This window comes from Klebsiella sp. CN_Kp104 (genome assembly GCF_040064515.1).
GTDB classification, from domain to species: Bacteria; Pseudomonadota; Gammaproteobacteria; order Enterobacterales; family Enterobacteriaceae; genus Klebsiella; species Klebsiella aerogenes.
Map to the genome: position 1 here is coordinate 55641 of NZ_JBEAII010000046.1, position 14850 is coordinate 70490.

Annotated in this window: 11 protein-coding genes and 1 pseudogene; 7 read left to right on the forward strand and 5 right to left on the reverse strand. The window is 55.2% G+C overall.

Features of this window, described 5'->3' with window-relative positions; genetic code table 11:
* The first annotated feature begins 15 nt into the window (after positions 1-15).
* From ycfP to ABLU80_RS24165, 3 genes are all read left to right on the forward strand, one after another.
* Complete coding sequence (ycfP, locus tag ABLU80_RS24155; protein ID WP_015367178.1) at positions 16-558, forward strand: alpha/beta hydrolase YcfP; 543 nt, start codon at positions 16-18, stop codon at positions 556-558.
* A gap of 244 nt (positions 559-802) precedes the next feature.
* On the forward strand, positions 803-2107 hold the full coding sequence (locus tag ABLU80_RS24160; RefSeq protein ID WP_015367177.1) for an NAD(P)/FAD-dependent oxidoreductase: 1305 nt from the start codon (positions 803-805) through the stop codon (positions 2105-2107).
* A gap of 205 nt (positions 2108-2312) precedes the next feature.
* Positions 2313-2852 carry a glycine zipper 2TM domain-containing protein gene (locus ABLU80_RS24165; protein ID WP_072050328.1) on the forward strand — a complete coding sequence of 180 codons (540 nt, stop codon included), beginning with the start codon at positions 2313-2315 and terminating at the stop codon, positions 2850-2852.
* Positions 2853-2908: 56 nt separating this feature from the next.
* On the opposite strand, the gene ABLU80_RS24170 is transcribed toward ABLU80_RS24165, so the two are convergent.
* The 3 genes and pseudogenes from ABLU80_RS24170 to ABLU80_RS24180 form a co-directional block, all read right to left on the reverse strand.
* A complete protein-coding gene (locus ABLU80_RS24170; protein WP_020079138.1) occupies positions 2909-5098 on the reverse strand; it encodes a TonB-dependent siderophore receptor in 2190 nt (729 codons plus the stop codon).
* Between the two features lie 226 nt (positions 5099-5324).
* On the reverse strand, positions 5325-5960 hold the full coding sequence (locus ABLU80_RS24175; protein WP_015705049.1) for a TetR/AcrR family transcriptional regulator: 636 nt from the start codon (positions 5958-5960) through the stop codon (positions 5325-5327).
* A gap of 62 nt (positions 5961-6022) precedes the next feature.
* Positions 6023-6085: pseudogene (locus ABLU80_RS24180) on the reverse strand (hypothetical protein); the annotation flags it as partial.
* 124 nt (positions 6086-6209) lie between these two features.
* Between ABLU80_RS24180 and bhsA the strand changes: the two are divergent.
* Positions 6210-6467, forward strand: coding sequence for a multiple stress resistance protein BhsA (gene bhsA / locus ABLU80_RS24185; RefSeq protein ID WP_015705050.1), 258 nt, complete (start codon positions 6210-6212; stop codon positions 6465-6467).
* 230 nt (positions 6468-6697) lie between these two features.
* On the opposite strand, the gene ABLU80_RS24190 is transcribed toward bhsA, so the two are convergent.
* Both ABLU80_RS24190 and mfd read right to left on the reverse strand, forming a co-directional pair.
* On the reverse strand, positions 6698-7657 hold the full coding sequence (locus ABLU80_RS24190) for a L,D-transpeptidase family protein (RefSeq protein WP_015705051.1): 960 nt from the start codon (positions 7655-7657) through the stop codon (positions 6698-6700).
* A gap of 165 nt (positions 7658-7822) precedes the next feature.
* Positions 7823-11269, reverse strand: coding sequence for a transcription-repair coupling factor (mfd, locus tag ABLU80_RS24195; RefSeq protein WP_015705052.1), 3447 nt, complete (start codon positions 11267-11269; stop codon positions 7823-7825).
* A gap of 338 nt (positions 11270-11607) precedes the next feature.
* On the opposite strand from mfd, the gene lolC reads away from it, so the two are divergent.
* The 3 genes from lolC to lolE are packed head-to-tail and all read left to right on the forward strand — an operon-like array spanning position 11608 to position 14745.
* Positions 11608-12807, forward strand: a complete 1200-nt coding sequence (gene lolC / locus ABLU80_RS24200) for a lipoprotein-releasing ABC transporter permease subunit LolC (RefSeq protein WP_275518970.1) — start codon at positions 11608-11610, stop codon at positions 12805-12807.
* Positions 12800-13501: a lipoprotein-releasing ABC transporter ATP-binding protein LolD gene (gene lolD, locus ABLU80_RS24205; RefSeq protein ID WP_015367168.1), complete on the forward strand. Its 702-nt coding sequence runs from the start codon at positions 12800-12802 to the stop codon at positions 13499-13501. The genes lolC and lolD overlap by 8 nt, the downstream gene beginning before the upstream one ends.
* Positions 13501-14745 carry a lipoprotein-releasing ABC transporter permease subunit LolE gene (lolE, locus tag ABLU80_RS24210; protein ID WP_047739883.1) on the forward strand — a complete coding sequence of 415 codons (1245 nt, stop codon included), beginning with the start codon at positions 13501-13503 and terminating at the stop codon, positions 14743-14745. The genes lolD and lolE overlap by 1 nt, the downstream gene beginning before the upstream one ends.
* Positions 14746-14850 lie beyond the last annotated feature (105 nt).

The following is a 14850-nucleotide window of genomic DNA, read 5'->3' on the forward strand; positions in this document are numbered from 1 at the left end:
TCTGGTGAGGATACGATGATTATCTATTTACACGGTTTTGACTCTAACAGCCCCGGTAACCATGAAAAGGTGCTGCAGCTGCAGTTTATCGACCCTGACGTGCGGTTGATTAGCTACAGTACGCTCCATCCAAAACATGATATGCAGCATTTGTTGAAGGAAGTCGACAAAATGCTGCAGCTCACTGCCGACGATCGGCCGCTGATATGCGGCGTCGGGTTAGGCGGTTACTGGGCGGAAAGGATCGGTTTCCTCTGCGATATTCGGCAGGCCGTGTTCAACCCGAACCTGTTCCCCTACGAGAACATGGAAGGGAAAATCGACAGGCCGGAAGAGTATCAGGATATCGCCACCAAGTGCGTGAACAACTTCCGCGAAAAAAATCGCGACCGCTGCCTGGTGATGCTATCACGTCATGATGAGGCGCTTGATAGCCAACGTTCGGCTGAAGTGCTGCATCATTATTACGAAATCATCTGGGATGAAGAACAGACGCACAAATTTAAAAGTCTTTCACCGCATCTGCAGCGAATAAAGGCTTTTAAGACCCTCGGCTAATCTTGTTTTCACTTACTCAGCCCGCCGCGTGCAAACGCCGCGGGCTTTTTCTTGTCCATAATTGACGTTGTTCGTTTAAAAAATATGCGGTAAAACTTGATGCACATCAATTTTGGTATGACCAATGTTCCGTTCATGCTATTCTCGGTCCTGCTGAATGGTTTCATTGCTGCAACTTATTGTTAACTAAGAGTTATTTGGATAACTTTTAATTAACAATTGGTTAATACTTTTAGGGGGTCTTGTGACTACGCCATTGAAAAGAATCGTTATTGTAGGTGGTGGTGCTGGCGGACTGGAACTGGCTACTCAGTTGGGTAGAAAGCTGGGCCGCAACAAAAAAGCGAAAATTACGCTGGTGGATCGCAACCATAGCCACCTGTGGAAGCCGCTACTGCATGAAGTGGCGACCGGTTCTCTGGATGAGGGCGTTGATGCGCTGAGCTACCTGGCGCATGCGCGTAACCACGGTTTCCAGTTCCAGTTAGGCTCGGTGGTGGATATCAATCGCGAAGGAAAGACCATTACTCTCGCGGAACTGCGCAACGAGAAAGGCGAGCTGTTGGTTGCCGAGCGTAAGCTGCCGTACGACACGCTGGTGATGGCGCTGGGTAGTACCTCCAATGACTTTAACACGCCAGGGGTGAAGGAAAACTGCATTTTCCTTGATAACCCGCACCAGGCGCGCCGTTTCCATCAGGAAATGCTTAACCTGTTCCTCAAGTATTCTGCAAACCTCGGCGCCAACGGTAAGGTCAATATCGCCATCGTCGGCGGCGGAGCCACCGGGGTTGAGCTGTCCGCCGAGCTACATAATGCGGTGAAACAGCTGCATAGCTACGGGTACAAAGGGTTGACCAACGAAGCGCTGAACGTGACGCTGGTCGAAGCCGGCGAACGTATTCTTCCGGCGCTGCCGCCGCGCATTTCCGGCGCCGCGCACAATGAACTGACTAAGCTTGGCGTACGTGTCCTGACGCAGACCATGGTGACCAGCGCAGACGTTAACGGCCTGCACACTAAAGATGGTCAATTTATTGATGCCGACCTGATGGTGTGGGCGGCGGGCATCAAAGCGCCTGATTTTATGAAAGAGATTGGCGGCCTGGAGACCAACCGCATTAACCAACTGGTGGTGGAGCCGACGCTGCAGACAACGCGTGATCCGGATATCTACGCTATCGGCGACTGCGCCTCATGCGCTCGTCCGGAAGGCGGCTTTGTACCTCCACGCGCCCAGGCGGCGCACCAGATGGCGACCTGCGCGTTGAATAACATTCTGGCGCAGATGAAAGGTAAAGCGCTGAAACCGTATGTCTATAAAGATCACGGTTCACTGGTCTCCCTGTCGAACTACTCCACCGTTGGCAGCCTGATGGGTAATCTGATGCGCGGCTCGATGATGGTTGAAGGGCGAATTGCGCGCTTCGTGTATATCTCGCTGTACCGCATGCATCAGATTGCGTTACACGGCTATTTCAAAACCGGCCTGATGATGCTGGTGGGGCGTATTAACCGTATCATTCGTCCGCGTCTCAAGCTGCACTAAGCTGTCAGCAAGCTGGATAGCGCCATCGCGGCGCTATCCTGAAAACACAGCATATCCTTCTGCCAGAATCGCTAATTTCTGTTAGGAATCCTCTGAATCCCCTTGATTTGCCGTAGGTTCCCGCATTTTTCATCCGCTTTCTGATTTGCATCCCCCCTGAGCAGAACGCAGAATTGCTAGTAACAGCAATGAAGGAGGAATTCCCGTGAATAAATCAATGTTGGCGGGTATTGGGATTGGCGTTGCCGCCGCGTTGGGCGTCGCCGCCGTTGCCGGTCTCAATGTATTAGATCGTGGCCCGCAATATGCGCAAGTGGTGTCCAGTACGCCGATAAAAGAAAGCATAAAAACGCCGCGTCAGGAGTGCCGTAACGTGACCGTTACCCATCGTCGTCCGGTGCAGGATGAAAACCGTATTGCCGGTTCCGTTCTCGGCGCGGTTGCTGGCGGTGTGATTGGCCACCAGTTTGGCGGCGGGCGAGGGCGTGATGTCGCTACCGTCGTTGGCGCGCTGGGCGGCGGCTATGCCGGTAACCAAATTCAGGGTTCGATGCAGGAAAACGATACCTATACCACCACCCAGCAGCGGTGTAAGACGGTCTACGACAAGTCGGAAAAAATGCTCGGTTATGATGTCACCTATAAAATCGGTGACCAGCAGGGCAAGATTCGTATGGACCACCAGCCGGGAGCGCAAATCCCGCTGGACAGCAACGGTCAGCTGATTCTGAATAACAAAGCGTAAAACAGCAGTTTTAAGCTATTAGCCCCTCAATCACTCAGGGTGAGGGGCTTTTTTTATCAGAACGTTAACGCGTAGTTCAGGCCGAAGGTCCGGCCACGGCCTTTGTATTCGTACAGCCCGGCGCTGCCATAGGTTGGACTATACAATAGCGGCGCGCGCTGTCCCCAGATGGTGACGTAATCCTCGTTCAGCAAGTTTTCGATGCTAAAGGTCAGTTTGCCCACCGGGAGCAGATAGCTACCGATAAAATCGACGGTGTTGTACCCATCAAGCTTATTCCCACTGGCGTCGCTTAAATCAAATACCTGCTGGCTTTGCACGCGCAGAGACCACGGGTCCGGCGCCCAACCGACCCAGGCGGTGGCTTTCGACGGCGAGGCCAGGGTGACGTCCCATTTCTGCCAACTGCCATCGGTTTTAACTTGCGATTTCAGTACGTTGAAGTTAGCACCCAGACTCCAGTCGCTATCAGGCACGAAGTAGTCCACCGCGCCTTCCACGCCGTAAATGCGTCGTTTATCCGATTGCACATCAATGGTCATATCGCTGCGGTTAACCACGATGGTTTTGTCTGATGTCGAGTAATAAGCGGCAAGCTGGGTGCGCAGGTTGTCGCCGGTGTAACGCCAGCCCAGCTCCCAGGAGTTAACTTTGATCCCCTGTAGCGGCGAGTCGCCGACGTTAACGCTCGAAACCAGCGGCAGATGGCCGTTGACCGCGGCGCCGTAGCTGCCGATACCGTAATATTTGCCCGGATCCGGCAGTTCGACGCCCTGAGAGAAGTTAAACCAGGTCTGCTGGCGTTCGGTAATGTGGGCGACGATCCCGGCATTAAAGAGGAAGTTATCATAATCGGTCTTACCGCCAGGAATGGCATCCGCCGACTGATATTTGCCTTTAGCGACATCCTGCTGCTGCGCGTAGCCGACAAAATCATCGACGCGGTTTTCCGTCCATTGATAGCGCACGCCGCCGCTAAGGGTGAAGATGTCGTTCAGGTCATAGCTGGTTTGCAGGAACGGCGCGAGATTAGTGATGCTGTAGCCTGGATAGCGGCCGGTGGTGTAGGCTGACTGATTATTCAGGCCGCCGGAAGCCATTGCTTTATCCAGGTCGAAGAACATTTGGTTGGAGTTGAAGGTTTCATGGTCGGCATCAACGCCCCAGGTCAGATCCCATCCCGTCAGCGGTTGGCTGTTGAAGGTGATCTTAGCGCCGTACTGATCGGTATCCTGCTGTGAAGCGGAAAAACTGCTGATTTGCCCTTTGCTCAGGGCCGGGAAGGGGTAGAAGGTCAGTGATTCGTCGCGGTAATAAATCTGGCTGACCAGATTCTGGCCGAAGAAGTCGGCGTCGGAGTATTGCAGACTGATCAAATGACGCTCGGTACCAGGCACGCGATCGGAGTTAAGCCCGTTAGAGGTCCAGGCTTTACTTTCGCCAAGTACCGCAGACATATCTTTGCCCAAATTCAGACCATAATCATCGCCCTGGCTTTTATAGTACTGCGTGACAAGCTGGAGCTGGCGCTGGTCATCGATTTCGATGGTTCCGGTACCCATCACGTCGAGTCGGTCCGAATGCTGTAAGCCGGTTTGCGTATTATCGAGGATCAGCGCGTCATTGTTGCCGTCATACCAGCCGCCGAAGCGCTGATAGGCCACCGACAGACGGCCGGAAGCATGATCGGTACCCCCGCTGACGGCCGCCGCTACTCGCTCATCATGATCGTTGCTATTGGCAAAGCCGGTTTTACCACCCAGCTCCAGATCCACCTGGCGTTCCTGCTGGCCTTTTTTCGTGACGATATTAATCAGACCGCCGGTACTGCCGCCGCCGTATAACGACGTGGCGCCGGAAATAACTTCAATATGTTCGATGTTAAACGGATCGATGGCATCAAGCTGGCGGCTATCGGTACGCGATGAATTGAGACGCACGCCGTCGATGAGCACGACGATGGCGCGTCCGCGCATGTTCATGCCGTAGTTGGTACGCCCCTGGCTGCTGACATCTATCCCGGGGATCAGCTGCGCGAGGACATCTTTAAACTCTTTGCCACCCTGAACCTGTTGCTCAATCTCCTGGCCTTCAATCACCCAGGTGGTTTGCGCCATCTCGGCGACGGTACGGTGGTTACGGTTGGCGCTGACGATAATATCGTCTTCATCGGCGGCCTGCGCGGTAAAGGCTGGCAGAGCGGTGGCCAGCAGCAGAGGATTGAGCAGCCAGAGGCGCTTGTTCATTCGCATTCCTTGATATGAGTTAGTCATTACTGTTGTTATTTTTTTCAGCCACAGGCGCGGCTGTTACAGCGTGAAACATATAGAAAGACAAATGCGAATTTTGCACATATTGATTATCGTTATCAATATCATTTACAACAAATCAACATAATGAAAATATTGAGAAAAGTAAGGGTATTCAGCAGATGGGGAAAAAACCGGCGAGCGGACGGCCGCCGGTAGGGGATCAAGGTTGCAGGATTTGCGGCCACAGGCGCAGCGTCGTGTCACTAATCTGTTTCAGGGTGGCAAAATCAGCGCCTTCGCGCGCACTGATCGACATTCCTTGCAGCATGCAGTTTAAAAACTGCGCCAGCTGCAAGACATTGCCCTGCGCAGGGAGTTCGCCGCGTTGCTGACGCTGCTGTAAAAATTGCGTCAACGTTTGTTCCTGCACCGCGTGCCGCGACTTAATGGTGTTGGCGATATCGGTTGAAGAGGCGGCCAGCGCCGCGGAGGTGTTAATCATAAAACAGCCTGCCGGGGTATCTTTGCTGGTAAAGCAGGTGGCGACAGCGGTGAAATAGTCGCGCAGCGCCTGATCGACGGTTTTGTGGTCATCGAATAGCAGGGCTTCGTGTTTGGCGGCGAAGCGGGAAATGTAGCGATCCAGCACCGCGCGGAATAAGCCTTCTTTGTTCACGAACTCGGCGTATAGCGTCGGGGCTTTCGCACCGGTCGCTTCGACGAGATCGGCCAGCGAAGTTGCTTCATAGCCGTGCTGCCAGAAAAGTGTCATGGCCTTGTCCAGCGCCGCGTCCCTGTCGAACACTTTAGGTCGGCCACGGCTTTTTTTTGCGCAACTTTGAACGTCAGTTGTCATGATGCCGTTGTACCTATGTTGGGTTGTTGAACGGCCATTATAAAAATAAACGCGTCACGCTACCAGCGGCAGAAGTCCAAAAATAAATAATTCATATATGTATGAAAATTAAGCATTTTATAAATAGTTAAATGATCGTTATAAAAATGAGTTGACCTGTGACATGGATCACATTATCATTTACCTATCGATCGTTAAGTTAATTCTTGCGACCCTACTATAAAAATCATCTGCATAGGTATAATAATCATGAAAAACGTCCAAAAACTGGCACTTGCTGCCGTACTGAGCTCACTCTCATTCGCAAGTTTCGCCGCTGTTGAGGTGCAATCCACCCCAGCAGGTCAACATAAAATCGGTACCGTTTCCGCATCCGCCGGCACCAATCTGGGTTCGCTTGAAGAGCAGCTGGCGCAGAAAGCCGACGAGATGGGGGCGACCTCTTACCGTATTACCTCGGTAACCGGTCCTAATACCCTGCACGGTACCGCAGTTATCTATAAATAAATGTTGTAACCCCTGTCATGCCACTGACAAAACGCGTTCCTGACCCCCTTCAGCAGAACGCGTGTAGTAAGCAGTAAAAGTCGTTCCCTTTGTTATGCCACTCTCGCGACGCGGTCCACACCCCTTCATGGGACCGCGCCCCGCGAAACCTCGTCAGCGAAGCTGGCTATTGCCACAAAAAAACCCGCCGTGCCTGGCGGGTTTTTTACATTCTACCATCCGGAAATGCACTACATGGCTTGCTCAGCGGGAAGCTGATGGCGGGTCACATCGACCGGCATTCCGGAGCGCAGCTCCATCGCGTATTCCATCACCTGCTGATTGGTCTGCGGTGCCTGTTTAAAGTTCTTCATGCCGGCATTCAGGACGATTGGCAGCGTCTGCGGATCGTCATTGATATGTTCGGACAGCGGCTGGTGGACTTCCACCAGACGGGTACCGTTTGGCTCTACCGAAACTTTGATAGGTTCGTTGATGATATTCACCCTGGTGCCCGGCGTGATTTTGTTATACAGAGACTTTATATCAGCATCGCGCAGGCGGATACAGCCTGAACTGACGCGCATCCCGATACCAAAATCGGCGTTGGTGCCGTGCAGTAGATAGACGCCGCCATAGGCCGCGAGACGAATCGCGTGATGTCCCATCGGGTTATTCGGCCCGGCAGGGACTACGGCCGGCAAATCGATCCCCATCGCTTTATATCGCGCGCGGATGTTGGCGGTTGGTGTCCAGGTGGGGTTGGCGCGCTTATCGGAAACGGTAGTGACCATCGTCGGGGTCAGGGTATCGCCGCCAAGCTGGCCGATACCGATCGGATAAACGGTCACGCTATTCTGTCCAGGCGGATAGTAGTACAGGCGCAGCTCGGCGATATTGAGCACCAGACCTTCACGGGGGGCGTCAGGCAGCAGCGTCTGCAGCGGGATGGTCAGCACGCTCCCGGCGCGCGGCACATAAGGATCGACCCCGGGATTAGCCTGCAGCAGCGCGAGAAAACCAACGTTGTATTTTTTGGCAATCGCTTCCAGCGATCCGCCATTATCCTGCACTACATGAAACTGATTCTGCCCGACCAGACGGCTACCGCTCGGCGGTAACGGCCAGGTATTGGCGCGGGCGGGAAGGGCCAGCGTCGCCGCGAGAGCGAATGCCGTAAGCCAGGTTGAAACACGCGAGATATTTATCATTACCATAATTCCACAATAAGCAAATGGTTATTTTTATAAGATAATCAATGTCAATTATGGCGCGGGAGAGTGTTGGGAAATCCAGGTGGATTGCAAAATGTTTGTAAAGTTTGCTAACTGTGACAGGTAAAGAGATGCGGTCCTGACAACCGCATCTCTTTTTTATCAAGCGGTGGCGTTTTCTTCCAGCTGACGCATAAACTGGCGTACCCAGTCCATACGTGTTTTACGCTCATCCAGCTCCTGGAAGAATTTAAGACGAGTTGGCCCATCCAGCCGGTAATGCTGCGGCTGCTTCTGCAGCAGACCGATAAGCCAGACCGGGTTCACGTTATTTTTCTCGTTAAACTCGATCACGCCGCCTTTTTCATTGCACTCCAGCTTACGGATCCCCAGTTTTTGCGCCTGCTGGCGTAGGCGCGTGATATCCAGCAAATTACGTGCCGCATCCGGCAATGTACCAAAGCGATCGATCAGCTCGACTTTGATCTCATCGAGATCGTGTTCGTTTTTGGTGCTGGCGATACGCTTATAGAACGACAGACGGGTGTTCACGTCGGGAATAAAATCATCCGGCAGCAGCGCCGGCATGCGCAGCTCCACTTCCGTCTGCTGGCTGGTAAGGTCTTCCAGTGACGGCTCGCGACCCTCTTTCAGCGCATCGACGGCGTTCTCCAGCAGCTCCATATACAGTGAGAAGCCGATAGTTTCCATCTGTCCGCTCTGGCCTTCTCCCAGCAGTTCGCCAGCACCGCGAATTTCAAGATCGTGGGTCGCGAGGGCAAAGCCGGCGCCAAGGTCTTCCAGCGAAGCGATAGCTTCCAGGCGTTTCTGCGCGTCGGTAGTCATGGCTTTCGGATGCGGGGTGAGCAGCCAGGCGTAGGCCTGATGGTGCGAACGGCCCACGCGGCCGCGCAACTGGTGCAGCTGGGCAAGGCCGAAGTGATCGGCGCGCTCAATGATGATGGTATTGGCGGTCGGGATATCGATGCCGGTTTCAATGATCGTCGTGCAGACCAGCACGTTAAAACGCTGGTGATGGAAATCATTCATCACCCGTTCCAGTTCGCGTTCGCGCATCTGGCCGTGACCGATGGCAATTCGCGCTTCCGGTACCAGTTCAGCCAGACGATCCGCCGCTTTCTGAATATTTTCAACATCGTTATACAGATAGTAAACCTGACCGCCGCGCAGGACTTCACGCAGGATCGCCTCGCGAACCACCAGCGCGTCATATTCGCGGACAAAGGTTTTTACCGCCAGACGGCGAGCTGGCGGGGTGGCGATAATGGACAGATCGCGCATTCCGCTCATCGCCATATTCAGCGTACGCGGAATAGGCGTGGCGGTCAGCGTCAGGATATCGACGTCCGCGCGCATTGCCTTAATGCGTTCTTTATGGCGCACCCCGAAGCGGTGCTCTTCATCGACGATTAATAACCCCAGGTCGCGCAGCTTGACTTCATTTTGCAGCAGCTTATGTGTGCCGATCAGAATATCGATTTTACCTTCTGCCGCCTGTTCGAGGATCTGCGCCTGCTCTTTGGCGCTGCGGAAACGCGATAGCATCTCAATGCGTACCGGCCAGTTGGCGAAGCGGTCGCGGAAGTTATCGTAGTGCTGCTGGGCGAGCAGGGTGGTCGGCACCAGCACGGCCACCTGTTTGTGGTTTTCGACGGCGAGGAAGGCGGCGCGCATCGCCACTTCGGTTTTCCCGAAGCCAACGTCGCCGCAGACCAGGCGGTCCATTGCCAGCGGCTGGCACATATCGCTGAGAACGGCGTTGATTGCCTGCGCCTGATCCGGCGTGGTTTCGAACGGGAAACCGTCGCAGAATAATTGATACTGCTCGCGGTCATGCTTAAAGGCGAAGCCTTCTTTGGCCGCGCGCTGGGCGTAGATATCCAGCAGTTCGGCGGCGACGTCGCGCACTTTCTCCGCCGCTTTTTGCCTTGCCCGCGCCCAGGCATCGCCGCCCAGTTTGTGTAGCGGCGCATTTTCTTCCGCGCCGCCGGCGTAGCGGCTGATCAGATGTAGCGATGATACCGGCACATACAGTTTGGCGTCGTTGGCGTAGGTCAGCATCAGATATTCGCCTTTGATGCCCCCGGCTTCGAGGGTGGTCATCCCCGCATAACGACCCACCCCATGTTCAAGGTGCACCACCGGCTGTCCGATATGCAGTTCCGCCAGGTTGCGAATGAGCGTATCGGGGTTAATGGTACGGCGGGAATCCTGACGACGGCGGGCGACGCGTTCGCCCAGCAGATCGCTTTCGCAAATCAGCGCCAGATTAGCCTGGCTGTCGATAAATCCGTGCTCGGCGGCGCCGATCATCAGGAAGCGACCATTTCCGCTGGCTTCCTGCAGGCGCAATATATGTTTTGGCGCAACTTTGATGCGCGCCAGCATCTCGCCCAGCGCCTCGCGGCGGCCTTCGCTTTCAACGGAGAAAATCACCGGGCCGCTGAAGGATTCAAGGAAGCGACGCAGATTGTCCAGCGGCGCTTTATTCTGCGCCTGAATCGCCAGCTCGGGCAGGGGTTGATAGCCGAGATTAGTATGAGCGGCTTTCTCCGCCAGACGCTCGGTTTTTAACTGGACCCGCGGCCATTTTTTCAGCTCGCTAAAAAGTTCGTCGCTGCGCAGCCACAGTTGTTCCGGCGGTAGCAGCGGGCGCATCGGATCGACGCCGCGGTTTTCAAAGCGGGCGCGGGTTTCATTCTGGAAACGCTCGGCGCTGTGCTCCAGATCGCCGGTATTCACAATCAGCGTACTGGAGGGGAAATAGCTAAACAGCGGCGGCAGCGGCTCGTTGAAGAACAGCGGTTGCCAGTATTCGATCCCGGCAGGCAGGGTACCTTTGCTTACCTGCTGGTAGATATGTTCCGGATCGCGCTTCACGTCAAAGCGATCGCGCCACTGGCTGCGGAACAGTTCGATCGCCGCCTGGTCGGTCGGGAACTCATGCGCCGGCAGCAAATTGATGGCCTCAACTTCTTCCAGAGTACGCTGGCTATCAACATCGAATAACCGCAGGCTGTCTATTTCGTCATCGAAGAAATCGAGGCGATAGGGCTGCTCGCTGCCCATCGGGAAGAGGTCGAGCAGGGCGCCGCGGGTCGCGTATTCGCCGTGTTCCATTACCTGATCGACATGGCGGTAACCGGCGCTGTCCAACTGAGTGCGTAGCGCATCGCGCGACAGACGCTGCCCTTTTTTCATTACCAGCGCGTGACCGTGCAGATAATTATGCGGGCAGACCTTCTGCATCAGAGTGCTGACCGGAACGATAAGCACGCCGCGCTGCATGGTCGGCAACTGGTATAAAGTCGCAAGGCGCGAAGAGATAATATCCTGATGTGGCGAAAAGCTATCGTAGGGCAGGGTTTCCCAGTCAGCGAGGCCGATCACCATGCTATCGGTAAATTGCCTGATTTCATCATTCAAACGCAGGGCGTTTTGCATGTCGGGCGCCACCAGCACCACCGGGCCATGATGGCGTTCGGCCATTTCGGCTACCAGCGTGGCGCAGGCGGCGCCGGTGAGTTCGCCAAGCTGGCGCTGATCGCCGGCTTTGACCGGCAGAGTATAGCGATATTGTTCAGGCATAACGGTTGTCAGGATCCCTTAGCGCCTATCCCATCAGGCGATTGTGTGTACTGTTTGGCCGCAGTCGGCCAACTCGCTCTTCGATGTAGGGGCAAATTGCTGATATTCAATGTCTCTGATTATCCGCAATTGGTCTGATTTCGCCAACCCGAATGGCCTTCTACGCCATGTTTTCTACAGCGCGTGGCGATTGATAAATATATACACTCTAAATTAACTTTCTGATTTAAAACTATTATTTTGTTATTTTGGCGAAAAAATCTACCGTATCAGCGATTTACGCGTTGGGCTATGCCATATATACTCGAACATCGGCTATCAGCAACCAGATGGATTACATGTACCAACCTGCCGCACTATTTATCGGCCTTCGCTACATGCGCGGGCGCGCAGCCGACCGCTTCGGCCGTTTCGTCTCCTGGCTTTCGACCATCGGCATTACGCTTGGCGTGATGGCGCTGGTGACCGTCCTGTCGGTGATGAACGGTTTTGAGCGCGAGCTGCAAAACAACATCCTGGGGCTGATGCCGCAGGCTATCATTAGCGCCCAGCAGGGCTCTATCAACCCGCAAAAAATGCCGGAAAGCGCCGTTAAGCTGCAGGGCGTGACGCGCGTCGCGCCGATCACCACCGGTGATGTGGTGCTGCAAAGCGCCCGCAGCGTCGCCGTCGGCGTGATGCTGGGTATCGACCCGGCGCAAAAAGATCCGCTGACGCCTTACCTGGTGAACGTTAAACAAACCGATCTACAGGCAGGCAAATATAACGTCATTCTCGGCGAACAGCTGGCGGGTCAGTTGGGGGTTAACCGCGGCGATAAAATTCGCGTGATGGTGCCTTCCGCCAGCCAGTTTACCCCGATGGGGCGCGTCCCGAGCCAGCGTCTGTTTAACGTCATCGGCACCTTCGCCGCCAACAGCGAAGTCGACGGCTATCAAATGCTGACCAATATCGATGATGCCTCTCGTCTGATGCGCTATCCACTGGGCAATATTACCGGCTGGCGTCTGTGGCTCAGCCAACCGCTGCAGGTTGATACCCTCAGCCAGCAGACGCTGCCTGAAGGCACCAAATGGCAGGACTGGCGCGAGCGTAAAGGCGAGCTGTTCCAGGCCGTGCGGATGGAAAAAAATATGATGGGGCTGCTGCTGAGCCTGATCGTCGCCGTTGCCGCTTTTAACATTATTACCTCGCTTGGCATGATGGTGATGGAGAAGCAGGGCGAGGTGGCTATTCTGCAGACCCAGGGGCTGACGCCGCGGCAGATCATGGCCGTCTTTATGGTACAGGGCGCCAGCGCCGGGATAGTGGGCGCGCTGCTTGGCGCGCTGCTCGGCGTGCTGTTGGCCAGCCAGCTGAATAATTTAATGCCGATTATCGGCGCGTTTTTGGACGGCGCGGCCCTGCCGGTGGCGATTGAGCCGCTGCAGGTGATTATTATCGCTCTGGTGGCGATGGCGCTGGCCCTGCTGTCTACGTTGTATCCTTCCTGGCGCGCCGCCGCCACCCAACCCGCTGAGGCTTTACGTTATGAATAAGATCCTGCTGCAATGCGACAACCTGTGCAAACGCTATCAGGAAGGCAACGTGCAAACCGATGTGCTGCACGATGTCAGCTTCAGCATTCAAGAGGGTGAAATGATGGCGATTGTCGGCTCTTCAGGCTCCGGCAAAAGTACGCTACTGCACCTGCTTGGCGGGCTGGATACGCCGACCTCCGGCGATGTTATTTTCTCCGGTCAGCCGATGAGCTCGCTTTCCGCGGCGGCTCGCGCCGATCTGCGTAACCGCGAACTCGGGTTTATCTATCAGTTCCACCATCTGCTGCCGGATTTTACCGCGCTGGAAAACGTGGCGATGCCGCTGCTGATTGGCAAGAAAAAAGCGGCGGATATCGAACGCCAGGCGAAAGCGATGCTGCAGGCGGTCGGCCTGGAACACCGTAGCCATCATCGTCCGTCGGAGCTTTCCGGCGGCGAGCGCCAGCGCGTGGCGATTGCTCGCGCGCTGGTGAACAAACCGCGGCTGGTACTGGCGGATGAACCGACCGGCAACCTCGATGCCCGCAATGCCGACAGTATTTTTGAGCTGTTGGGCGAGCTCAACGTGGCGCAGCGTACCGCTTTCCTGGTGGTGACCCATGACCTGCAGCTGGCGAAACGAATGAACCGCCAGTTGGAGATGCGCGATGGCCGCCTGACGGCTGACCTGACCCTGATGGGGGCCCAGTAATGGCTTCACCGTTATCGTTACTGATTGCGCTGCGTTTTAGCCGCGGCAGACGCCGCGGCGGTATGGTCTCGCTGATTTCCGTCATCTCTACTATCGGTATCGCATTAGGGGTGGCGGTACTGATCGTCGGCCTGAGCGCGATGAACGGTTTCGAGCGCGAGCTCAACAACCGCATTCTGGCGGTGGTGCCGCACGGCGAAATCGAGCCGGTTAACCAGCCGTGGAATAACTGGAACGAAGCGCTGACGAAAGTTGAAAAAGTGAAAGGCATCGTCGCCGCTGCGCCTTATATCAACTTTACCGGGTTGGTGGAGAGCGGCAGCAATATGCGCGCTATTCAGGTCAAAGGCGTCGATCCGCAGCAGGAGAGCCGCCTGAGTTCGCTACCAAACTTTGTGCAGAACAACGCATGGGCCAACTTTAAGGCCGGCGAGCAGCAGGTAATTCTGGGTAAAGGCGTCGCCGATGCGCTGCACGTGAAGCAGGGCGATTGGGTGTCGATCATGATCCCCAATTCAGATTCCGAGCACCAGCTGTTGCAGCCGAAACGCGTCAGGCTACACGTGACCGGGATTCTGCAACTGAGCGGCCAACTGGACCATAGCTTCGCGATGATCCCAATGGCGGACGCCCAGCAGTATCTGGATATGGGCAGCAGCGTGACCGGCATCGCCATTAAAGTCACCGACGTGTTTCACGCGAATACGCTGGTACGCGACGCCGGCGAAGTGACCAACAGCTACGTCTATATCAAGAGCTGGATCGGCACTTATGGCTATATGTACCGTGATATTCAGATGATCCGCGCCATTATGTATCTCGCCATGGTACTGGTTATCGGCGTCGCCTGTTTCAACATTGTCTCGACGCTGGTGATGGCGGTGAAAGATAAAAGCGGCGATATTGCGGTGCTGCGCACGCTTGGCGCGAAAGACGGCTTAATCCGCGCGATTTTCGTATGGTATGGTTTATTGGCCGGTTCGGTCGGGAGCCTGATCGGGGTAGTGATCGGCGTGGTAGCCGCGCTGAAGCTGACATCGATTATCAACGGTATCGAAGCGTTGATCGGGCATAAATTCCTTTCCGGCGACATCTATTTTATTGACTTCCTGCCGTCTGAATTGCACTGGCTGGATGTCGTTTATGTGCTGGTGACAGCACTGTTGCTGAGTTTGCTGGCCAGCTGGTATCCCGCCCGCCGCGCCAGTCGTATTGACCCGGCGAGGGTGCTGAGTGGCCAGTAATTTATCGTCGTGGCCCGTCAAACGCCGCATCCCTTAGGCCAGTGCTGTGAAAGCAGATACAGCCCAAAGGATGAGGGGTTGGGGCCAATAAGAGGAATGGCTGAA

Excerpts from the sequence above, each read along its gene's own strand:
- lolE (WP_047739883.1), top strand. The coding sequence starts at position 13,501 with ATGGCTTCACCGTTATCGTTACTGATTGCGCTGCGTTTTAGCCGCGGC.
- lolC (WP_275518970.1), top strand. The coding sequence starts at position 11,608 with ATGTACCAACCTGCCGCACTATTTATCGGCCTTCGCTACATGCGCGGG.
- ABLU80_RS24175 (WP_015705049.1), bottom strand. The coding sequence starts at position 5,960 with ATGACAACTGACGTTCAAAGTTGCGCAAAAAAAAGCCGTGGCCGACCT.
- lolD (WP_015367168.1), top strand. The coding sequence starts at position 12,800 with ATGAATAAGATCCTGCTGCAATGCGACAACCTGTGCAAACGCTATCAG.
- ABLU80_RS24190 (WP_015705051.1), bottom strand. The coding sequence starts at position 7,657 with ATGATAAATATCTCGCGTGTTTCAACCTGGCTTACGGCATTCGCTCTC.
- mfd (WP_015705052.1), bottom strand. The coding sequence starts at position 11,269 with ATGCCTGAACAATATCGCTATACTCTGCCGGTCAAAGCCGGCGATCAG.
- ycfP (WP_015367178.1), top strand. The coding sequence starts at position 16 with ATGATTATCTATTTACACGGTTTTGACTCTAACAGCCCCGGTAACCAT.
- ABLU80_RS24170 (WP_020079138.1), bottom strand. The coding sequence starts at position 5,098 with ATGAACAAGCGCCTCTGGCTGCTCAATCCTCTGCTGCTGGCCACCGCT.
- bhsA (WP_015705050.1), top strand. The coding sequence starts at position 6,210 with ATGAAAAACGTCCAAAAACTGGCACTTGCTGCCGTACTGAGCTCACTC.